Annotated in this window: 17 protein-coding genes; 9 read left to right on the top strand and 8 right to left on the bottom strand. The window is 66.0% G+C overall.

Annotated elements, in window-relative coordinates; translation table 11 throughout:
- The 6 genes from ACZ3HL_RS41415 to ACZ3HL_RS41390 all read left to right on the top strand — a co-directional run bounded on the left by ACZ3HL_RS41415 (window position 1) and on the right by ACZ3HL_RS41390 (window position 8,155).
- The gene (locus ACZ3HL_RS41415) at window positions 1-1,248 is read left to right on the top strand and encodes a tyrosine-type recombinase/integrase (protein WP_465537258.1); all 1,248 of its coding nucleotides are present in this window, start codon (window positions 1-3) and stop codon (window positions 1,246-1,248) included.
- The gene (locus ACZ3HL_RS41410; RefSeq protein ID WP_465537324.1) at window positions 1,242-3,473 is read left to right on the top strand and encodes a tyrosine-type recombinase/integrase; all 2,232 of its coding nucleotides are present in this window, start codon (window positions 1,242-1,244) and stop codon (window positions 3,471-3,473) included. Before ACZ3HL_RS41415 ends, ACZ3HL_RS41410 begins: the two co-directional genes overlap by 7 nt.
- A 192-nt stretch (window positions 3,474-3,665) precedes the next feature.
- Entirely contained in the window at window positions 3,666-4,859 is a 1,194-nt protein-coding gene (locus ACZ3HL_RS41405) for a tyrosine-type recombinase/integrase (protein ID WP_465537256.1), read from the top strand.
- Window positions 4,856-7,252 (top strand): tyrosine-type recombinase/integrase, encoded by a 2,397-nt coding sequence (locus tag ACZ3HL_RS41400; protein ID WP_465537252.1) that lies wholly within the window; start codon window positions 4,856-4,858, stop codon window positions 7,250-7,252. Before ACZ3HL_RS41405 ends, ACZ3HL_RS41400 begins: the two co-directional genes overlap by 4 nt.
- Before the next feature lie 70 nt (window positions 7,253-7,322).
- Window positions 7,323-7,874: an HAD domain-containing protein gene (locus ACZ3HL_RS41395; RefSeq protein WP_465537250.1), complete on the top strand. Its 552-nt coding sequence runs from the start codon at window positions 7,323-7,325 to the stop codon at window positions 7,872-7,874.
- The gene (locus ACZ3HL_RS41390; RefSeq protein ID WP_465537249.1) at window positions 7,874-8,155 is read left to right on the top strand and encodes a hypothetical protein; all 282 of its coding nucleotides are present in this window, start codon (window positions 7,874-7,876) and stop codon (window positions 8,153-8,155) included. Before ACZ3HL_RS41395 ends, ACZ3HL_RS41390 begins: the two co-directional genes overlap by 1 nt.
- 719 nt (window positions 8,156-8,874) lie before the next feature.
- Here the strand turns inward: ACZ3HL_RS41390 and ACZ3HL_RS41385 are convergent.
- The 3 genes from ACZ3HL_RS41385 to ACZ3HL_RS41375 form a co-directional block, all read right to left on the bottom strand.
- Window positions 8,875-9,354, bottom strand: a complete 480-nt coding sequence (locus ACZ3HL_RS41385; RefSeq protein WP_465537247.1) for a hypothetical protein — start codon at window positions 9,352-9,354, stop codon at window positions 8,875-8,877.
- A 770-nt stretch (window positions 9,355-10,124) separates the two neighbouring features.
- The gene (locus tag ACZ3HL_RS41380; protein WP_465537246.1) at window positions 10,125-10,505 is read right to left on the bottom strand and encodes a hypothetical protein; all 381 of its coding nucleotides are present in this window, start codon (window positions 10,503-10,505) and stop codon (window positions 10,125-10,127) included.
- Window positions 10,502-11,728, bottom strand: a complete 1,227-nt coding sequence (locus ACZ3HL_RS41375) for a recombinase family protein (RefSeq protein ID WP_465537244.1) — start codon at window positions 11,726-11,728, stop codon at window positions 10,502-10,504. The genes ACZ3HL_RS41380 and ACZ3HL_RS41375 overlap by 4 nt, the downstream gene beginning before the upstream one ends.
- Before the next feature lie 448 nt (window positions 11,729-12,176).
- Between ACZ3HL_RS41375 and ACZ3HL_RS41370 the strand changes: the two genes are divergently transcribed.
- Both ACZ3HL_RS41370 and ACZ3HL_RS41365 read left to right on the top strand, forming a co-directional pair.
- A complete protein-coding gene (locus tag ACZ3HL_RS41370; protein ID WP_465537243.1) occupies window positions 12,177-12,776 on the top strand; it encodes a hypothetical protein in 600 nt (199 codons plus the stop codon).
- Window positions 12,777-12,796: 20 nt separating this feature from the next.
- Complete coding sequence (locus ACZ3HL_RS41365; protein WP_465537241.1) at window positions 12,797-13,333, top strand: hypothetical protein; 537 nt, start codon at window positions 12,797-12,799, stop codon at window positions 13,331-13,333.
- 27 nt (window positions 13,334-13,360) lie between these two features.
- On the opposite strand, the gene ACZ3HL_RS41360 is transcribed toward ACZ3HL_RS41365, so the two are convergent.
- From ACZ3HL_RS41360 to ACZ3HL_RS41350, 3 genes are all read right to left on the bottom strand, one after another.
- Window positions 13,361-13,603 carry a hypothetical protein gene (locus tag ACZ3HL_RS41360; RefSeq protein WP_465537240.1) on the bottom strand — a complete coding sequence of 81 codons (243 nt, stop codon included), beginning with the start codon at window positions 13,601-13,603 and terminating at the stop codon, window positions 13,361-13,363.
- Between the two features lie 10 nt (window positions 13,604-13,613).
- Entirely contained in the window at window positions 13,614-13,802 is a 189-nt protein-coding gene (locus tag ACZ3HL_RS41355; protein ID WP_465537238.1) for a hypothetical protein, read from the bottom strand.
- 617 nt (window positions 13,803-14,419) lie between these two features.
- Window positions 14,420-15,445 carry a nuclease-related domain-containing protein gene (locus tag ACZ3HL_RS41350; RefSeq protein WP_465537236.1) on the bottom strand — a complete coding sequence of 342 codons (1,026 nt, stop codon included), beginning with the start codon at window positions 15,443-15,445 and terminating at the stop codon, window positions 14,420-14,422.
- A 594-nt stretch (window positions 15,446-16,039) separates the two neighbouring features.
- Here ACZ3HL_RS41350 and ACZ3HL_RS41345 point away from each other — a divergent pair.
- Window positions 16,040-16,381 carry a hypothetical protein gene (locus tag ACZ3HL_RS41345; protein WP_465537234.1) on the top strand — a complete coding sequence of 114 codons (342 nt, stop codon included), beginning with the start codon at window positions 16,040-16,042 and terminating at the stop codon, window positions 16,379-16,381.
- A gap of 1,336 nt (window positions 16,382-17,717) precedes the next feature.
- Here the strand turns inward: ACZ3HL_RS41345 and ACZ3HL_RS41340 are convergent.
- On the bottom strand, window positions 17,718-18,347 hold the full coding sequence (locus ACZ3HL_RS41340; protein ID WP_465537233.1) for a hypothetical protein: 630 nt from the start codon (window positions 18,345-18,347) through the stop codon (window positions 17,718-17,720).
- A 668-nt stretch (window positions 18,348-19,015) separates the two neighbouring features.
- Window positions 19,016-20,191 (bottom strand): tyrosine-type recombinase/integrase, encoded by a 1,176-nt coding sequence (locus ACZ3HL_RS41335; RefSeq protein ID WP_465537230.1) that lies wholly within the window; start codon window positions 20,189-20,191, stop codon window positions 19,016-19,018.
- Window positions 20,192-21,329 lie beyond the last annotated feature (1,138 nt).

Raw genomic sequence — 21,329 nt, 5'->3', positions numbered from 1 at the left:
GTGCTGCCCGAGACCGGGGAGTTGCGGGCCACCGGCAATCCGTGGGGTCCGTACGACCTGCTCGATGGCGACGGTGACACGGTCGAGCCGGTCCGCGTGTTCTTCGCTGAGCTTCAGGCGGAAGCCAAACCGGCTTCCACGGTCCGCTCGTATGGCATGGATCTGTTGCGCTGGTGGCGGTTTCTCTGGGCGTGGGACATCGAGTGGAATCGCGCCGGTCGAGCGGATGCTCGCGACTTCGTCCGGTGGATGCAGGTCGCGGACAAGCCGCAGCGCCTGCATTGGAGGCATCGCCAGGCCGGATACACCGCCGAGACGGCACCAGTGCCGAGTTCGGCTCGGCGAAAGATCCCGGGAGAGCCGAATGCCCTCACAGGCAAGAGACCGCCCGGGCCGCGGTACGCCGAGTCGACCCGTGTGCACTGCGAGACGGTGCTCCGCACCTTCTACGACTTCCACCTGGAAGCAGGTTCAGGACCGATCATCAACCCCTTCCCGCTTGCTCGCTCCCGCCGGACTGGCCGAGCGAACGCCCATCACCAACCGGGCCAGCCGTTCCGGCGAGAAGCGGTCGGCCGCTACCGCCCGACCGTTCCGAAAAGAACTCCGAGGCGCATCCCCGACAAACTGTTCAACGCGTTGTTCGCTGCGCTGAAATACAACCGGGATCGTGCGCTGCTGGCGTTCTGGGTCTCGAACGGAGCCCGCGCTGAAGAGCTGTTGACCAGTACGCAACGCGACGCCAGCCCCGGTGAGCAACTGCTCGGTGTGATCCGGAAAGGGACTCGGGCCTACCAGCAACTTCCATCCTCGACCGACGCATTCGTCTGGCTGCGGATCTACCAGGACGAGGCCCGTCGGCTCGGTGTGCCACAGGCCAGAGACCTGTCCCTGTGGTGGACGTTGAGGCGACCCTGGCGGCCACTCGAGTACGACGCGGCACGCGCGATGTTCAACCGCGCCAACGACATCCTCGGATCTAACTGGTCGCTCCACGACCTTCGGCACACCGCGGCTTACCGCCTCGCACGCGATCCCGACATGCCGCTGACGGATGTTCAATGGATTCTCGGTCACGCGCACCTGACAACAACGCAGATCTACGGCCAGGCCAGCCAGGACGAGGTGATCGAGCGCGCCCGAGCGCATCACGCTCGCAACGCACAGCACCGCGAACGCCCACCAGCGCCGCCCGCCCCCGGATACAACCCCGACTCGTTGAAGACCCTGTTCGGAAATTCATGGTGACCAACACGGAAAGCCTGGAAGCGCGGACCCCCGTACGCCCGCCGAGGCCCTTCGCTGGGGAGGCATTGCGGGCGACAAAAGAGAAGTTCCCGCCGCGCCCCTACGACACCGTGTGGCCAGCAACGAGCGAGTCCTTCGACGAGGTCATCCACCGCCTGGACAGCCCGCCGCTTCGAGCTGCCAGCGCGTCCACACACGACTACCGCCGACGCGGCGCGAAAAACATCCTCCGCTGGCTCCAGGACCAACCCGGTGACACCTGGCAGCAGCGCTGGAACTCCAGCCCGGCTGGCCAAGCGACCGGGGCAGAGTGGAACAAGCGCTCGGCCGAGTGGACCGGATACGCTGCGGCCGGCGCGGGAGTCATCCTGAATTCGGGTCTGTTTGCCCTCGTGTGCGCCGACGTGGTCCGTCCTTCGCTCCGCTGGCAGCTCACGCGGCAATCGACCAACCTCCGCGCCGTGATCTGCCAGCATCGGGATCCAGAAGGCTTCGCTCGTGTTCAGCGCATGGTCGGTCCGGAAGTTTGGAACTCCCACCTCGGAATCCTCGCGAAGAACGTGCTGGTGAAGCTTGTTGTCGCCAAGGGCGGTGGCCTTGCCGACATCAACGTCGGCGACGCCATCGAGTACCTGGATGCCCTTCGTGAGCACCGAAAGACGACCTACGGGCAGAGCCTGTTCTACACCTGGCTCAACGACCTGGGATACCTGCCTCCAGACGCGCCGTCGACGCTGAGATTCCTCTCGCAGAGGTCTGGCCAGGTCTCCGTCGAGCAGCTCGTCGACCGATACCGCCCAGCATCCGTGCCGGTCCGGAGTTTGCTGATCGACTACCTCAAAGAACGCCAGCCGTCCATGGACTACACGTCCCTGGAGGACGCGTCCCGGACCCTCGTCAGGAACTTTTGGGTCCAGATCGAGCACATCCAGCCTGGCATCGACACGCTCAGGCTGCCGACCGAGGTCGTCACGACCTGGAAACAGCGCAGCCGGACCAAGGTCGAGCGGCGCCGGCTGCCCGACGGCTCGGTCCAGGAGACGGTGACGGAACGCGCCAACTACAACAGCCTCATGATGGCGGTTCGTGCCTTCTACCTCGACCTCGCCCACTGGGCTGTCGAGGAACCCGAACGCTGGGGCCAGTGGGTGGCCCCGTGTCCCGTGAGCGCAGCTGACACGAGCAACACCAAACGTGAGAAGCGCGTCAAGGCCAAGATGGACCAACGCACTCGCGAACGGCTCCCGACACTGTCCACAGTGGTTAAGGTCGCGAAAGAGCACTGGACAGAGGCCCGAGAAGGGCTGGAGGCCTTGCGGGCTACGCCGCTCGGTGGCCGGTTCACGTTCATGGGAAAGACCTACACACGCCAGAAGAAGGACTCTTCGACCGCCTTGCGCGCCTACGACGAATCCGGCCGTCGAGTCCACATCGGCTTGGCAGAGGAGCGAGCGTTCTGGGCCTGGGCCGCGATCGAGTTCCTCCAGCACACCGGAGTCCGGATCGAAGAGATGCTGGAGGCCAGCCACCACAGCCTGATCCAGTACAAGCTCCCCAGCACCGGCGAGGTCGTGCCGCTTCTGCAAGTCGCCCCCTCGAAAATCGACGAGGAGAGGCTCCTCCTGGTCAGTCCCGAGCTGGCCGACGTCCTGAGCACGATCATCGCCCGGGTCCGCGATCCACGAACCGGTGCGATCCCGATGCTGGCCAGCTACGACGTCGCCGAGAAGACCTGGAACCCGCCAATGCCTCTGCTGTTCCAGTGGACCTTCGGCGCGCAGCGCACGGTCGTGTCGCGAAGCATGATCCGCACGGGTATCAACGAAGTCATCTCCCGGACAGGGCTCACCGACGCCACAGGCGTTCAGCTCGACTTCGAGCCACACGACTTCCGAAGGATCTTCATCACGGACGCCATCCGCAGTGGCCTGCCCCCGCATATCGCGCAGGTCCTCGCCGGCCACTCCGACATCAACACCACCATGGGCTACAACGCGATCTACCCCGCGGACGCCATCGAATCCCACCGCGCCTTCATCGCGCGACGGCGAGCGCTCCGCCCCAGCGAGGAGTACCGCACCCCGACCGACGACGAATGGGACGCGTTCCTCGCGCACTTCGAGAAGCGCAAGCTCTCCCTCGGAACCTGCGCCCGCGCCTACGGGACATCGTGCATCCACGAACACGTCCCGTTGACCGAACTAACTCAGGATCTCCTGGGCTAGTTCGATGTGGACTGACAGTGACGAATCGGCCTGGCGTCGGCAGGGTCGGGCCTCGTGAGTCACCGCGAGTGATGGAGCGTTTCTGCTCTGATCCCGTGCCGTCAGAGTAGACGGCCCATGGAGGTTGGGATGGCAGAACGTCGCACGGTGGTTAGAGATGTGGCGGCCCTGGCAGTCGCCAAGATCGGGAGGGTGGAGGAGACCGGGGACCGGCTGCTGCCGTTCCGGCTGGTCGACGAGCACGGCGACGAGGAACCGGCGGTCACCGAGTTCCTCCGCCACATGCTCGCCGACGACGCGAGCCCGGCGTCCCTGCGCTCGTACGCGTATGAGCTGTTGTCCTGGTTCAGATTCCTTCGCGCTGTGGGGATCCCCTGGTCCTTGGCCAGTCGGGTGGAGGCCCGGGACTTCGCGTTGTGGTTGAAGACGACCAAGAAGCCGGCCCGACCGCGGCGGGCCGACGCGCCCGCGCCGGGGTCGGTGAACCCGGTGACGGGCAAGGCGACACAAGGCGAGAACTACGCGGCCCGGACCCGGCGACACGCGCGTGCGGTGGTGCGCTCGTTCTACGAGTACCACCGGGAGGCCCATGGCCGGCCGCTGGTCAACCCGTTCCCCAAAACCCGAGGCGTCGAGGACGAGCATCTCAACGCCCACCACAATCCGATGCGACCGTTCCGCCGACCGTCCCATCGCGCGTCGTACCAGCCGAAGGAACCCAAGCCGGCACCGCGGAGCATCCCGGACCAGGCGTTCAACGAGCTGTTCGCGGCGCTGACGTGCCACCGGGACCGGGCGTTGCTCGCGTTCTACATCTCTACGGGAGCACGCGCCTCCGAATTGCTGGGCGTCCGCCAGGGCCTGGTGGAGCCCGAGGAGCAGGTGATCGGCGTGGTCCGCAAGGGCAGCCGGGCCTTGCAGCGGCTGCCGGCCTCGGCGGACGCGTTCGTCTGGCTGCGGCTCTACCAGCAGGAAACCCTGGGCTTGGCGCCGAAGGGGCCGGACGAGCCGTTGTGGTGGACGCTGCGCCGGCCGTTCCGGCCGTTGACCTACGACGCGGCGCGGATGGTGTTCACCAAGGCCAACGCCGCTCTCGGGGCGAACTGGACCCTCCACGACCTGCGGCACTCGGCGGCCAAGCGGATGGTCCGCGACCCCGACCTCACCCTGGTCGACGTCCAATGGGTACTGGGTCACGCGCACATCACCACGACGGAGATCTACACCGCGCCAACACCCGACGAGGTCATCGCCAACGTCCTGGCCCACCACGAACGCCAGCGCGCCCAACGGAAACGGCCGCCAGCGCCACCGGCGCCGGGCTATAGGCCCGAGGTGCTGGCGACCCTGTTCGGCACCGCGCCCACCGAGGGAGGCTCCCGGTGAGCAGCACGACGGTCGACACCACCGTCGTCGCGTCCGGAGCAGACCTTGCTGACACCGGACAGCTGGGCGAATGGGAGCCGCGGCCGGGCGCACACAGCTGGTGGCAGACCCGCCAGACCCGCGAGGAGTTGGTGGAGCGACTGCTGCACCTGTTCGCTGGCAAGGGGCCGAGTGTCGCCCGTGACCAGGCCAGGCGGCGCGGCCTGGGCAAGGTGCTGGACTGGCTGGAGCGGCTGCCCGGGAACACCTGGCAGGACCGCTGGCTGGCCAGCGGCGCCGACGCCGCCGGCTTCGACTGGGCCGATCTGCCGCTGCAGGGGATCGCCGAGCCCCGGGGCTACCACCGCGACGAGCTGAACGGCGGTGTGACGATGCTGGTGGCTGGACAAGCTATCCGGCCCGGCTACCGGTGGCTGCTGCGGCAGCGCCAGGTGCTGATGCTGGCCGAGGCCCGCGAGGCCATCGACCCCGACGGCTTCGCCCGCGTCGAGCGCGATGCCCACGACGCCGCCCGCTACGCCAGGTCCGACGCATTGAACAAGCTCACCTGGATCGTGATCCGCAAAGGCGGCAGCGTCGCCGACATCACCGTGGGCGACTGCGTCGAGCTGACCAAAGCGTTGCAGGAGCACCATTTCCGGGGCAGCGCCGGCCGTCCGCTGTTCTACGCGCTGCTGAAGAAGGCCGGGGTGCTGCCAGCCACGGCACCCGACCGGCTGCGGGCGTTGCGAGTGGACGGCCGACGCAGCGTCGAGCAGATCGTCGACGCCTACGGCATCCAGTGCCGACCCGTCCGCGACTTGCTCATCGAGTACCTCACCGAACGTTCCCCTGAGCTCGACCACACCTCGCTGCGCTCGGTCGCCCGCAACCTCTGCCGGCTGTTCTGGCGCGACCTCGAGATCCACCACCCCGGCATCGACTCGTTGCGACTGGCCTCCGAGGTCGCACAAGCCTGGAAAGAGCGGCTGGCCCACATCCGTGACGCCGACGGCAAACCCGTGCGGCCACGGGTCAACTACCGCAGCGAGTTGGTGTTCGTCCGGGCCTTCTACGAGGACATCGCCCGCTGGGCCGCCGACGACCCCGCCCGATGGGCTCCCTGGGTCGCGCCCTGCCCAATCAAGGCCAGCGAGGTCACCCGGAAGAAGGTTCAGGCGCGGGTCAAAGCCCGGATGGACCAGCGGACCCGCACCCAACTGCCGCTGCTCCCAGCGTTGGTGCGGGCCGTCGACCAGCAGCGCAAGGATGCCGAGGAACGCATCAACATCGCAGAAGCCATCCCTGCTGGTGGCCGGTTCACCGCATGCGGCCAGCGGTTCGAGCGCGGTCGCGTCGGCGAGTCCGGCCGTGTCTATGCCCTCGATCTGGCCACCGGCAAGCGCCGCGACCTCAGCCACGAGGAGTCGGCCGCGTTCTGGTCATGGGCGACCGTGGAAGTGCTGCGACACACCGGGATCCGCATCGAGGAAATGCTGGAGTTGACCCACCACAGCTTCATCGCCTACACGCTGCCCACCACCGGCGAGGTCGTGCCAATGCTGCAGGTCGCCCCCTCGAAAACCGACTCCGAAAGACTGCTGCTGGTGTCCCCGGAACTTGCGGAGGTCTTGACCGCAATCATCTTCCGGGTCCGCGCCGGCAACGCTGCACTGCCACTGGTGTCCGCCTACGACGTGTTCGAACAGACTTGGAGCCCGCCGATGCCGTTCCTGTTCCAGCGGCGGTTCGGCACCGAGGACCGGCCGCTGACTCGCAGCTATATCCGCGAGTGCCTCGTCGCCACCTCCCAAGCCGCGCAGATCACCGCCGCCGGCCAGTCCCTGGAGTGGCGGCCCCACGACTTCCGGAGGATCTTCGTCACCGACGCCATCCGCTCCGGCCTGCCACCGCACGTCGCCGCCAAGCTCTGCGGTCACTCCACAGTGGACACAACGATGGGCTACGCCGCCATCTACCCCGAGGACGTGATCGCCCACCACCGGGCGTTCATCGCCCGCCGCCGCGCCCAACGTCCCAGCGAAGAATACCGCGACCTCACCGCCACCGAGTGGACCGAGTTCCTCGCCCACTTCGAGTTGCGGAAAGTCGCATTGGGAACCTGTGGCCGTGACTATGGATCCCCTTGTACACATGAAAACGCGTGTGTCAGATGCCCACTCCTCCGGGTTGACCCAGCCCAATTGCCGCGACTGGAGGAGATCCACGCCAACCTCGTCGACCGCCTGGACGAGGCGAAAGAGCAGGGCTGGCTGGGCGAGGTCGCCGCGATCGAAACCACCATGGCCGCCGCAGCCCAGAAACTTGAGGCCATGCGCGCCGCACGCAACGCGACCGTCGACCTCGGCATGCCCGACATTCGCTCCTCGGCTGGGCGGTCGGGCGCGGGCTGACCACCTCAGCGGTGTCCCCGAGCGACACGCCCGGGACACCGCACCCCGAATCGGCGGCTATCGTGCAGTCGTGACAGGCTCCCGAGCACGGCCGCTGCTGTTCCTTGACGTCGACGGGCCGCTCATCCCGTTCGGTGCTCCGTCAGGGCAGTACCCGACATACCCCTCCGACCACGACTCAACGGCCGCCAGCTCGAACCCACTCCTAGCCAGGGTCGATCCCGGGCATGGGGCCCGCCTGGCCGCCTTGCCCTGCGATCTGGTCTGGGCCACAACATGGGCCGCCGAAGCGAATGAGTGCCTATCGCCGCGACTGGGCCTTCCGCAGTTGCCGGTGGTCGACTGGCCGGAGCCTTCCGAGTTCGAGGAGCAGGACGGGCGAGACGGACTGCACTGGAAGACCCGCGCGCTCGTCGACTGGGCCGCAGGACTCCCGTTCGCCTGGGTCGACGACGAGATCACCGACGCCGACCGGAAGTGGGTGCGCGCACACCATCGGGCACCTGCCCGACTGCACTGCGTCGACCACCAGCATGGCCTCGTCGACGCCGACTACACCACCCTTGCCGAGTGGCTGAAGAGGCAGACATGCATAGCCGCCGACAAGGGTGTTCAGTACTGATGACCCCGGCTGAGGGGCATACTGGTGAAGTGGATGGTTCGGACACGCCGAAGGCCGAGTGGGTCGTCAACCTTCCCAGCGGACCGCCGGAGAAGGAGGCCCTCGCACGCCTCGTCGACGCCGATGGCGGCCGGGACGATGCCGAGAACTCTTACTACGAGGCTTTCGCTGACCCGGACTTCGTTCGAGTCGAGACCACCCAGCGCCGCTTCCGCGGCCAGTACCTCCGACGACTACGACGCCTGGCAGCGCGGCATGACCACCGACACCTCACTGATTGATCGACACGCCCGGCAGTACGCATCGCGAAGATTCCTTTGTGACAGAGGGTCACAGTGACGGTTCGGATACCACCAACCCCCACTTCAAGATCATTTCGGTTAAGCCTGCGTTCGCTGCTCGCTCCTGCGCCCCGAGCCGTCCCAGCGAGCCCGTCTTGTCGAAATCCGGGACAACCTCATCGACCGCATCGCCGAAGCACAACGCGAAGGATGGACCGGCGAGGTCGAAGGCCTCCAGATCAGCCTCGCCGGCGCCAACGAGAAGCTCACACAGATGGACACCACACCCAACTCGACCACTACCCACCTCGGACTCCCGACCTTCGGCCAAGTCGCCGGACGCACAAACAGCAATTGACCCGCTGATCTTCGGTGACCGGTCGGCGAGGATTCAATTGCTCTCGCCCATCAGCGACGCCGTCACGAAGAGCCACGCCGATCTCGGTCTCTGTGAACATCAGCGACGACGAGATCAGGATCGCCTCGAGGTGCTTCTCCGTGCCCCGGTCAGCCGCGCCACCTCCTGCACTGAGGGAGAGATGCCTGCTAAGCCTTCACTTAAGCCAGCTCCAGTGGCTGTCTTCAGCGCCTCCTGGAACAACATGAAGTGCTGAGTGGTGGGCTGAGCAGGCTCTCCCTGTGAACGCGCCCGAACCTCGTCGGCGCGGGGTCTGCTACCTGAATCAGGTGCCTTCGACTGGTGGGGCACCGCCGAGCCACTAGCCGCCGAATGGCTTGTCGCCGAAGAGCTTGTCGGTGACGCTATTGAAGTCTGCGATTTCTTTGACGCTGACGCCGGCGATGTCTGCCAAGTCTGCGTCCGTGAGGTCTTCGCCCTCATCGTCGTCTTCGTCGTCTTCGGCGTGGCACAGCGAAGTCCCTTGGGGTAGCTGGGACGCATCCGGCACCGGTCGTGGTGTGGGCGCCGGGGAGGGGGCCGGTCCCGTGCCCAGGAGCGACGCAGCCAATCCAGCCGTCGAGTCGGCCGCCATGTCGAAGGCGTCCCGGGCGGCACGAGAGACGCGCGTCACCGTTCCATCGTCGATGCAGTCACTTGTGTCCTCGGCTGCTGGCGCGGGAGTCGCGTAGGCGGCGGGTGCGACGGTGAATAACGCCCCGAGCGCCAAGGCCGGAACGGCGAACCTCTTCCTCATAGACACGCAAAAGCCCTTCAGTATGCGGAGTTGGATGGCGCCCATTCTCGACGACTCGACGCATCAAGTCGATTACACAATGTGATGATCTTGATGTCGAGGACATCGGCATCGGAGCATGGGCCAGGGTCCGAAAGCTGTGGTCGCAAGCGCGCCATCATGCCGTGCCGCCTTGTCGATGCTCGGCGCGTATCCATCTGATCAGCGCCTAGGAGGGCACCGAACCAACCCCAAGCATCTTGCGCAGGACTACTACCGAGATCGACCGCTGACGAATCACCCGATGCCCGGCATCGCGACACGATCAGCCACGGTCCCCAACGGTGCTCGAAGCGCGCGAACTTCCATTCACCACCGCCACAACGGGTAGTTCGGAGAAGGCCTGCTCTGCTGGGGCTGCAACCTGGAGGTCGACGCCTGCCCGCACCTCGACGGCTGTCCCCGCGCGGACTACCTCAACAGCCCGCCCGCACTTGAGCTTCGGCTACGGCACCCGAACGCGGCCAGGGATCGTCACGTCGACCACGCCCGCATCGAGTTCCTGGGCATCGATCCGATCGTCCCCCCACGGGAATGGATCCGGCGGCGCTGACCGCACGCGGAGGAGATCCGAGCGTGCTCCGGCCGGAGAGTCGGATGCGGCGCACGAGAAGCATGCTCGGCAATCCGGATCTCCGGACGGTCGCCCGGTTCCTGCCGCAGCCTGTGCCGTAGTGCGCATCTCGACTCGTCGTCCACGCGATGCGATGGTGCTGGTAGAGCTGGGCATCGTCCAGATTCTCCGCACGATCCGAAACGCGGGCATTGCGAAGGGCCTATCCGTCTCTCGGTGTGCGTTTCCTGCGGGTTCGGGCGAGCGGGGTTGGCGGCTTGGCCTGGAGGGCTTCTACGCGGGCGATGGGCACTCCAGTCGCCTGAGCGGTGTCTCGGATTGTGCTTCCCAAGGCGGCCAAGGCGGTCACGGCGTCCGCCAGCGCGGCGTCGTAGGCGGCCTGAGCGCGCCTCAGGCGATCCAACTCCGGACTGACGACGGTGATGGTGACGTCGGTGGTCACCCCCATCAGGCTGAGGCCGTGGATGAGATCGTCGCGCAACGCCTTCAAAGTCCGGCCCCACCCGTACACCCTGTGCTGGGGGACGTTGGCTACCCACATGTCGTTGTGCCGGCGGGCATGGCATTCGATGGTCGCGCTCACGGCTTCGCACGCAGGTCGTCGATAGCCTGGTTGATGACCGGGTCAGGGATGGGTGCCGGCAGGACAACCTGCCGGTCTCCGATCTGATAGAGCGTGTGCGTGCCGCCGCCGCGCACCACGGTCACCGTGAGCCCCAGTTCTCTCACCGCGGCCCGCAACTTCTGGAGCGAAAGGAACTCCGCGGCCCCGGTCTTCAGCCCTGCTGTGACCTCCTGTGCGGCTTTCCACTCGTCGAGGCTGATGACGGGCTCGTGGGTGACTTGTGGTGACCACACCCATTGCGAGAGCGGATTCATCCGGGACATGCCGGGCCGCCCGGTGCGGGTCGCTTTCCGGTTGTAGACCTGGTAGCCGGTCAGTTTCGGGTTCGCGATCAACCCTTCCACCAGGTTGTGGGTCCACCGGCCTTCGATCGGGTATCGGTCCGGGTCCGACGCCAGGCTCTTGATGATGTCCGCCGCCTTGAGGCACTCCTCACGTCGCAGGCGGTGCAGTTCTCGGGCGGCATCGAACCGGCGCGAGTCGGGGTGCGGCGCGAGCTTCTTTTTCGGACGGGGCTCGCCAAAGCGTCCGCTGTGCTGTCGCGGGGCGGTCTCGTCGATCACCGCGATGTACGGGTAGGGCGGGTAGCCGTGGTTCCAGCCGTTGATCGCGTGCTGGACCTGACCGCCCATTGACATCTCCAGCATGGTCGTCCGGTAGATTTCCGCCTCCACCTGCCCATAGCGGCGGGTGCGCAGCCGGCCGGATTCGGTGCCGCCCGACGGCTCGTTGGCGTACACCACTTCGACGCCGAGCTGCTCGAGTTCGTGCTCCACGACCAGGCTTGTGAGCATCGCGCGAGCGAGCCGGTCGGATCGCTCGGCCAGGACGTGGGTCACGCCCAGTTGCTCGGCTCGTTCGACGAGATCCTGCAGGCCGCCGTCGCGGGGGACCGGCACGCTGAGGGCGTCGTACATTTCTTGGGGTCCCAGGCCGCGCAGGCGGGGTGGGAGCATCCCGGACTCCACGTCCCAGAAGTAGGCGGCGAACTCCTCGCCCTCCTCCAAGCGCGCGGAGGAGTACAGGACCTGTCGTGGGATGGACGTCGTGGGGTTCTGGTTGTCCTTAGTGGACACTCGTCCGACGAACACCGCGCGGCGGGGGCGCTGTGGCGTGGGGGTGAAGTTCGGCAGGTCGGACAGGTCGATCGGCGGCCTGAATGGCGAGAACTGGGCGGTCATGCACTTCCTTGGGGATAGAGGGTCGACGAGTGTTGTGTCGGCGGAACGTGTCCAGTTGCCGCTGCACAGTGCGTGTGGGATGCCTGCGGTCCAGTTGCAATGCTTTCCCGATCGCATTCACACCGACACCGAGGATTTCCGCGACTGTCGTCCGGCCACCTCGCCGCGACATCGCGCCCGTCCGCGCCGCAGCTTCAGCTCGCCGCATGAACAACGTCTCGCTCTGCTCATGATCGATCTCGTCCAAGCGCGACGAGATGGGGCCTGTCACGCGGCCATCGACACCACCTTCACCGCTGGCTCTCACTGAGAAGCGCGACTGGGTCCGTTCAGCATGTTCGGGAGTCGAGTCGAAGAACACGACATTGCCCAAGGGGAAGAATACTACAGTTGCAACTGTAACTTGCTACAGTTGCAACTGTAGGCCCCGGGTTTGGGAGGAGCGAGGATGGCCAAGGTTGCGATCGTCAACTGTGGCGCCCAGGACGAGTTGTTGCGCTGGTATCGCGGCGAGCAGGGGCCGCAGCCCGTGTACATCGCTCTCGACGTGATCAGCGGGCGCCTGTGGGCCGACTACGACGCGAACGTGGACGGGGGTTGTTCTCCGGAGGTGTACCAGGGTTTCGAGCGGCACTGGACGATTCCGCTGCTGACTGGTGACGCGGTGAACGAACTGCTCGCCCAGGTCGCGCCCCTAGCCGAGCGGGTCATGGCGGGAGCGGAAAAGGTGTGGGACGGCAGCAACACCGTCATCCGGCTTGACACGGACGCCTTGGCCGCCGTCGAGCACATCGCCGATCTGTTGCCCCGTTGCGACGATCGGGACGCCGCGGGCCTGCTGCCCGTCTACGACGTGGATAGCGTCGGCGAGATGTGGACCGCCGAGGAAGCCGGGATTACCGGGGCGACCACCGACGAGGCGATCGCGGCGACCGCGCGGCGGCTGCTTGCGGAGTTCCGGGATGGTTCCGGTGAGCCCGACGCGGTGATCGATGGGCTCGAGGACTACCTGCGCGGCTTGCGTGACGCCTTGTCGTCGCCCTGCTGACGATCCAGAAAGGTCACACCATGCCGGAGTCCACGTGGCAGCAGGTCCTTGACCGCGAGCTCGCCGAGATCGACCGCACCCGCTTCGAGGTGCTTCCCGCCCGCCGTGCCGCAGCGATCACCACCGCGGTGCGCGCTGTGGGTCGTGGCGGCCGCGCCGCGGTCGCCACACACCTGGGCATCAGTGTCGGCGCCGTCGACCAGACGATCAAGCACGCCCGCGCGGACATGCCTGATCCCCGCCTCGCCCTGCCCGAGGACACGCTCTCCCGCGTCTTGGCACGGGAGATCGCCGGGGTTCCCCCGCTGACTCCGGGGGAGTGGGACGCGGTGGCCTACCTCGTGCGGGGAACCGTCATCGACGCCGTCTGGCTGGAACAGCCTGGCGAACTGCTCGCGCAGGAGATCGAGGACGCCGACCTACCCGGCCTAGCTGATCCGGCGACGCTGGCCATGGTGTGTCGATCGTGGACACGTATCCAGGGCGTGGCGGTGCTCGACTGCTGCCTGCGCGGCAGGCTTGACACACTGCCGCTGCACAAAGTCGAGCCGCCGTGAGCACGGTCTTCATCACCGACGCCATCCTCAGCGGCCTGCCGTGCATCGCACAGGTCCTGAGGTTTCGGTGCTGTCGCCACCGACCTCCGCGCCCGCATGAACACCCTCGTCCAACGCGACCCGAACCCCGTCAGCCTCCACCGCGCCGGTGCCGAAGCCCGCGTCGCCGCCGACAACCACGACGGGGATCGCCAGGCTGCTCAGGTCGCCGACCAGCGCGACGTCGACGACCTCCACCGCCAGGCCGACCGCGCTGGAAACACCGCCCACAAGGCCGACCTCACCCTCGGCGAAACTCCGCGACGAAGCCGACCTCGGCACCCGCAGGCCCGGAAGCCAGCACGACGCCGAAGACAACGACCGCAGCACCGAACGCGGCCTGTAGGCCGAACGCGCGATCCGAGCCGCGCAACAACGCACCGGACGCCAGGAGGAGCGCTACGACCCGCACCGCTACGACCAGCACCACGGTCACAACCCTGGCCATGTCCTGGGCATGGGCCGCTAGGCGTCCGGCCTTGCGTTGCCAACAGTAAGGACACTCGCGGAAGTGATTCAGGTAGAGTGCACCTGCATCACCCACAAAGAAACGGGGAGCCCCGGCCCGCGTAGGCGGCCCCGGAACTCCCCGCGACTGAGGAATCAGCGGCTCAGAAACCAGGCGACCGCCGGCGAAGCGACTACTGGTATCAGAGCCACCGCGGGCCCGGTCACCTTCACGGTGATCGGGCCGCTCAGTTCCAGGACGAACCTGGAGCGTGAACGCTCCCGCGGTTCTTCCGAGCCTGACGGCTCGTCGTCTTCCACAGTCATCACCTCCCTTCCTCGCCCGCGCTGTGCTCGGCGATCGATCAGCCGAGCGCGCCACGAGGAAAGCCTGTGACAGCGGCAACTCTACCGGGCCGGGGATGTAGCACATTTGTGCTACCGCCTGATCCTCCGCAACGCCTCGCGCCCGCGCGGTCGACGCCCTCTTCCAAGGTGGTCGACATCGAGAGGTCGACCCGGCCATAGCAAAATTTCTGCTGCTGGTGGCAAGAACTCCCAGGCCCAGGGCCAGAACCACAGCTGCAGAATCCGGCGCACTCAACGGCCAGCGAACATCTGGTTGACGAGGATCGCGGCGGTGACACCGATCGTGCAGATGAAGGTGAGCGCGATCAGCAGTCCCCAAGGGATCCGTCGACGTCTCGCCGGGCGTTCGGACGGGACGGGCGCAGGCCTCGCTGCTGGGCGTGCGGGCGGCCGAGGTGGCACGGCGGGCCGCGGCTGCGGAGCCGCCGGCGTCAGCGGGGTGATGGGGTCGAAGACGAAGTCCGGCGGCGGCTTCGCCGGCAGGCCAGGGGAGCGCGACCACGTGTTCGTCGACGTCGAGGCGGTCCTGGCCGGAGTGCTGGCCCGGGAGCGGGTCGGGGCCGGTGGCGGGCTGGTGGTGCGCGGCGGTGGCACTGTCGGCGGTGTCGGAGCGGGTGGTTGGTCGAGGAAGCCTTCGGCGAGCAGCTCGGCGCGCTCCGGAGCGAGGTGACCCAGGGCCAGGATGTGGCAGGCGGCCAGCACCGTGTCGGCGGTCCAGGTGCTGCCCCGGTTGGTGACCCTGCGGATCACGCGCCGGAGGTCTTTCTGAGTGGCCAGGGCGACATGGATGCCGAGCCCGGCCCGGCCGGTGTCCCCAAGCTGGAGGCCGCGGCCCTGGGGGACGAGCACGACCAGGCCGGTGACGAAGGAGTCCTTCGCGCCGTCGATCCCGGCGAGCGCCGCCTTCGCCGCGTACACGCCGGCCTTGACCTGATCGCCCGGGGTGAGCCCGGTGAGGGTGTGCACGGCGGCCGGTTCGCCGTCGACGGTCCACGCCCCGTTCGGCGGCACCGTGAGCGTGCCCGGTTGCGGGCGGGTGAAGCCCTTCACTTCGAGGACGATCAGCCCGGACGGGGTGAAGATCAGCCCGTCGACCTGCCGGACCGCCGTCTTCTCCGGCACGTTCACGTTCACCAGCGCCAGGCCGGGCAGGTGGTATTTGCCCGTCCAGGACGACAGCAGCGTCACGACGCGTTCCTCCGCGCCGGACAGGCCGTGCGCCGTGGCGGCGGTGCCGTGCTGAACCCGCACTAGCACCGTCGATCCCTCCCTTACGGTCACCGTGTGACACAGTCCCGATCCCTCGTGTGATCGACGGTACGAGGCGGGCCAGGGCGGTATCTGCGTCCGAACGGGTGGCCCACGCAGACGGCGACCGCCTATCTGTCCGGTGCGTACTGCCCGGCGGGTAGCCGGGGGATCCGCTGGACGTGATCGCCCGGCCGCTCGTCGCGTCCGGAGGTCAAGATCCACATTGCTTCACTTGCGATGTCACCCAGGTAGCGCAACAGGTGATTCGTCACCGTGGTGATGCGAATAGCTGACGTGCGTAAACCCTGATTTCTAGCCAGCAGGAGTGATCGGTCGGGCGTTCTGCGGATGCCGCTTTTCGCCGTATCCGTACCGGCCGCCGACGAGCAGCCTAAACCAGGGAGGAAATGCAGGGGACGGCTCTAGATTCTGGCGTGACGCCTGTGGGAGGGCCGGTGTGTGAACGTCCCCGGGGTTCCAGCCCCGGGGACGTCGTCGTCCCTCCTGCCGACGTCATCGTGATCGGCCTGCCCGGCCGGTCAACGGCCGTCGAAAGCGCGCCAGCCGGGCAGGCCCCCGACATCGAGAAAAGGAACGACTGTGAGGTTACGTCCGCGCAAGAAGTGGATTCCAGCATCCAACGGCGACCCGTCCCCTGTGCGCGACCGGCGGCAGGTTACGCCGGAAGAAGATCAACAAGGGCCCGGAAATCACCCCGGCAGACAGGACGAGCGGTGCGGTGAGCGGCATGGCCTGCTCACCCTGGCCGATCGGATCTTGACCAGCGGGACGGTAGCCCGGCGCGCGGTCGCCGTCACCGCGGCCATCACCATGCTAGCGACCGGCTCGATGCTCGCGATCGGCATCGCCCGCATCGACATCGGCCCGGTCCACATCACCGTCCGCGAGAACCCGGCCCGGCCACTGGCCCAGGACGGGTAACGCAGTACGGCCGCGCAGGCGATGCAGGACCGGGACGACGGTCTGGCAGCATGCCTACCGACTGCCGGGCCGCCGCCCCCATCCGACGTCGACACGGCTTGATCCCTTCGCCCGGCACCACGCCGCGCGGGTGGGCACATCCCAAGGGCCAGGCCAGGCCAGGAACTCTGGCCTGGCCCTTGGGATAGCCGGGGGCGCTTCCCGCCCGGGCCGCGTCGATCACCGCCGACGCATCAGGCCTCGTTGTCCGCACACGTACACAAGGCGGGAGCGCCTCAGGGCGGGTCCTTGAACGTCAAATGGGGAACTTGCCTGGCCGACCGCGCTCGAACTTGGCTCCTGCGGTACGTGGTTGTTCCGTGAAGTGCGTGCTTTCAAAGTTCGTTACGCCACCGAACCGCGCTCCGTCGAAGACCGCCATACTGACCGTCGCGCCAGACCATCAACTACCTCATGGTGACAGCTAGCGGGGTCAGTCGGTGACAGCAACCGTGATCCGCTACAGGCGAACCTGCAGGGCCAAGCCCGCCGTAGGTGACAGATGCCGTGGTTCGTCACAGATCGTCGGTTGGAGAGGATTTCTTGTTATCGAAGATCTGGAGCAGGGCGACGGGTATTGACGGTGGCGTGGATGGCGTCGCTGACCGTGCCGACGTCACAGCGGACGGTCAGCGCGGCGTACCCCCCGGGAAGACCGTGGACAGACTTGCACCGGCGCGGCCAAGCGGATGCGGAAGGCATAGACGACGCAGGCCAACGTTTGGGTCGGGGGGCTACGGGACCTGAGGACCGATCGTTACGCCGGGGGCTCCCAGACTCGCGAACCTCGACAAGGTTCGTGAGCGCCAACCAGTCGGTCCGGTCGACCTCGGGCGCGTCCGACTATTAGCGACAACATTGCGTAGGCCGGAGAAGACAAGTTCGGCCGGACAAGACAGCCAGCTCCTGTATAACGCCCTATAAGCCAACGCACGATCGGACGGGAACTCCTTGTTCACCGGCAGTTCAACCTTGCACAGGTCGCTCACCTACCCTGCCCGCAGCCCCGACCCGGCACAGCTACAGCGCGAGGATCCGCCTCACGCTTGGACCAACGACGTCCCCAGCGGGCTTCGAGCGCACAAGACACACCCATGCCGCGTCACGCGGGAGAGCGAACTTATCCACGGTGGTGGCAGACAGTCAGACAAGAAGAATGCTAAAGCCCTTCACCCCCATGGGACGTCTGAGGTCCGCCGTGAATCGCAGTCGGACAGTCAGACGGACATGCGTTCCGGGCGGGGCCAGACGAGCAGACACTGCTGCTCGTCTGGCCACCAGACAGTGCGGCCACAGGTCACCGGACGTGTCTGTCTGACCTTTCCAGCCTGCTATCCCGCGCGCGCAACGCGGCGACCAGACGGAGCCCGCCATCCGGCATGAGTTGCCGATACGCAGTGACCGCGTCATCGGCGTTATCGATCCCATCGAGCTGCGCCAGACGCCAAGCGCCATACGTCTCTCGGAGCGCGCCGACACCAGGGATCCAACGAGCCACTCCGAAGCTCACCCCGTGGCGTGATCGCTTGCCTGCATCTTCCTGAACCCAGCGCCGCACACGCCGAGTGATGACCTCTAGCAGGAATGGGCCGATCAGAGACATAACTGGGAAGAACCAGACCGCATCAGCCGGAGCGCCAGGCCGTGAGCCGAATCGGAAGTTGGCGAAGGCCGACAGCCCAGCGAACGCCCAGACCAGTAGCGCGAAGACCCCCGGACTGTCTCCCTGCCAAGCGCAGTAGACGACCAGACCGACATTCACGGCGGCTGCGGCGTCGAGAGCGACAAACACCACCAACGGCCACGGTCGCTCCAAGCCGAGACCAGACTCCTTGTCGCCGGCCCAGCCGATGATGTCCTGACTCGATAGCGCGATCGGCGCGACAATGACCGCTGTCAGCAGCAGGCCCACTACCACCAGCAACACCCGAAGCCAGGTATTGACTGCAGGCGCAGCAGCTGGGGTGTCGGCACTTGTCGGAGCCACAGCCGAAGAGATACCTGGCGCCGACGACTTGGTAGCCCCGGCTTCAGCCTCGCCCGTGTAAGGCCCGGCCGCCGAGCGCGACGTAGCCTCAAGCGGCCCGGAAGGGGCCTGCGGCGAGTCCCCGCGGACGCCCTGCCCGTCCGGCCGCGCTTGTAGGCGAGGTCGGGAGGGATTCCCGTCACGGATCCGACCTCGCTGGATGTCGTGGCCGATATCCTCCGGCACCGCAGGCGCATCACGCGTACGCGACGGCTCTGGCCGTCGCGAACCCGCCGCTGCCGCCCTGGCGCGCTCCCGCGCTTCGGTGGCAGCCACTACGCCCGGCAACTTGCCTGAGACGGGCCTATCAGCTCTCCCTCGTCCAGTTCCACCCAGATCGTTAGCCCGACGGTATTCGGTCACCACCGGTGAGATCTGCTGCCGCAACTGTCCCTGCTCGGTATCTGGACCGTAGCCAAATCGCGCGAGCCAATTCATTACGTCCGCGGTCGAAAATGTATCTCCATTCTCCTGATGCAGAACTTCGCATGCATACCAAGTCCTGTCGCGCTTCCGGGCGATCCCGCCGAGGCGGCTGGCGTGATCGAGCACGAACTCTGTAGTTGTGGTCATTTCTGCGTGCCTTCGGCTGTGCGCACGCAGGATAGGGAAGTCATCCGCTCCGCGTCACGCGAACTGTTGACGAGTCTTGCCGGCGGAGTGTCTGATGTTGTTATGGATTCGTCGTGATCATGTGATGGAGCCGCAGGGGACGAATAACTCGGCAGTGCCACCGAAGGGCTCGGATCAGTATCGGCAAGTAGGTATTCGCGAATCTCGTCGGCATGATCAATCGCGAGAGGGTGAAGCTCGCCGGTCAATGCGGAAAGAGCGGCAGCCACCTCCCCGATAGACGCCTTGACATACGTTAGAGTGTTGCCCCGTACTCCGCCGCCAGAGGTTACGTGTCCAGCAAAAGCTGCCGCTACCCCATAGCCGAAATGGCGCTCCACCCACGTGAGAGTCGTATGGCGAAGCCAGTGCGAGGTCACACGTCGCTGCTCAACCCACGGAACCTCCTTGCCGATTCGGTGCCACAGGGAGTCATAGTAGTGCTTACTCAGCGCCTTGCCATTCTGGCGGCGAATTAGCTCTCTGCCAATCAGGCCCGGCGGCCTCCTGTGGTCGTCGTGGGCCAGAAGGGCATCCATTAATGTTCTAGAAATCGGCTGATTGCGAATCAAATCGCCCTTTTCATGCAGCCTTACGATGCAGTCTGACTTGTCCAGATCCTCACGTCGCAGGTGCATGATGCCGCCGATCCGGCAGGCGGTTTCGATGTGAAACCGCAAAACCAGTGTATCAAGCTCAGGGTCGCGACCCTGAGTAACTGCGCGGTTTATCTCCGAAATCTCTCTTTGGGAAAGGGCTCGCCGAGTACCTATCGGCGAAGCGGGCTTCTTTAAGTGCCGTGCGGGGTTGTCAAATTCGGATATCAGCTGATCGTCGACTGCGCATCGATAAAAAAACCTCGTAGCGTCAATAAAAGCACGCATAGCGCCGATTCCATGCTTGCCTAAGCGATGCGACCTTCCCTTAGATTTTGCTCGGACCGCCATATCCTTCAGGTCTGAAGGTGTTGGCGAATCTATCGGGGCGTCGCCAAATTCGCGCACCAAGAAGTCCCAGTGGCCTTGCCAGGTGTTTCGTGAACCCGGGTGTGCCGCTTTTTCTACCTTGGGCAGGTAGGCGCGTACGGTAGGGAGTGAATTCACGGCGGCGGCGTCTTGGATGATGTCCTGCATGGTGACACCAAGTTGGGCAAGTAGAACGCGTGCCGCGGCCACGACGTCCTTATTCTGCTGTCCGACATTGAGTTCTGGGACCGTCATTGGTGACCGTCCAAGATTGCGGTGCGCAGACTCGAAATCGCAGTCTCCAGCGACGACATGGTATATACAAGAAGTAGGTTATCGGTCGAGCTTGCTGCGAGAAGCACGCGATCGCCGGCGCCAATGTTGCAGCGCGCCTTTAGTGGTGCGGGTATTTGTATCCGAGTGTTCGAGGAAAGCTCGAATGCTCCGTCGGCATCAGCGGAGATCACAATCGCTTCGTTTGCATGGGTCGTGAATGTTAAGCGTTGTCCCGGAAGCCAGTTTAGTGCATGCAATGTGTGGAGGTCGGAGAACCGGCCAGATTGGTCCACCTTCGAGATATTGTAGGCCCAGGTTGGCTTCGCCTGTGGTTCGAGAACGCTAAGGCAGGGGAGCTTCTGCTGCTTAGGCTTACGCCCGAGCAGATTCGCGGGGGGAACCAGTCCGGAGACTGTCGCGTCCGTCACTTGATCACCTGCCCGACGCGCGGCCGAGGCTGGCGTGATGCGGCAGCGGGGCGCCGCGTAGCGGGTCGCGCCTGGGCGAAGTGTCCAGCAGTCACCCTGCCCCATCGTTCGAAGTTCATCGAACGTAGGGGCGAGAAGTGCACGCGGCGCGAGAGGGCCAACGCGGGGCGCAGCCACGCGGCCGTGACCGCGCCGCCAGTCCCAGGGGTCGGCTCCCCAGGCTCCCGCGAAGGGTGTGCGACGTCATGGGAACCTTCGTGATCCGACCTATAATTTTCACCAAGGTTGTCACTCAGGGTGTCCACGTGTATGCAGAGAGTAGCATTTTGTGCGTGATGTATCCCGCGACTTCCTGACAAAACGGTTGCTTTGTAGGGGGAATGCCGCTTTCGGGGAGCGCACCCGCGTGAAAGCGGCCGAATGTGACCGCAATCACACGGGCGTACAGCTCTGGCCCGGGAGTTGCGGAGGTGATGTCCCGAAAGCGGCTTTCGCGACATGATCGCCAGGGCGGCACCGGGCTCGGCCGCGCGGCCGGCGTGGGGGGGGGGGGGACAGAGCGCAAACAGCTAAGGACGCGTTGGTGTTGGAAAGCCCCCCCC

The organism is Amycolatopsis sp. NPDC000009 (assembly GCF_055563465.1).
Note: the sequence above shows the minus strand (reverse complement) of the source record. Positions and strands in the feature narration are given on the sequence as shown.

Excerpts from the sequence above, each read along its gene's own strand:
- ACZ3HL_RS41410 (WP_465537324.1), top strand. The coding sequence starts at position 1,242 with ATGGTGACCAACACGGAAAGCCTGGAAGCGCGGACCCCCGTACGCCCG.
- ACZ3HL_RS41390 (WP_465537249.1), top strand. The coding sequence starts at position 7,874 with ATGACCCCGGCTGAGGGGCATACTGGTGAAGTGGATGGTTCGGACACG.
- ACZ3HL_RS41385 (WP_465537247.1), bottom strand. The coding sequence starts at position 9,354 with ATGGGCGCCATCCAACTCCGCATACTGAAGGGCTTTTGCGTGTCTATG.
- ACZ3HL_RS41375 (WP_465537244.1), bottom strand. The coding sequence starts at position 11,728 with ATGACCGCCCAGTTCTCGCCATTCAGGCCGCCGATCGACCTGTCCGAC.
- ACZ3HL_RS41370 (WP_465537243.1), top strand. The coding sequence starts at position 12,177 with ATGGCCAAGGTTGCGATCGTCAACTGTGGCGCCCAGGACGAGTTGTTG.
- ACZ3HL_RS41365 (WP_465537241.1), top strand. The coding sequence starts at position 12,797 with ATGCCGGAGTCCACGTGGCAGCAGGTCCTTGACCGCGAGCTCGCCGAG.
- ACZ3HL_RS41335 (WP_465537230.1), bottom strand. The coding sequence starts at position 20,191 with ATGCAGGACATCATCCAAGACGCCGCCGCCGTGAATTCACTCCCTACC.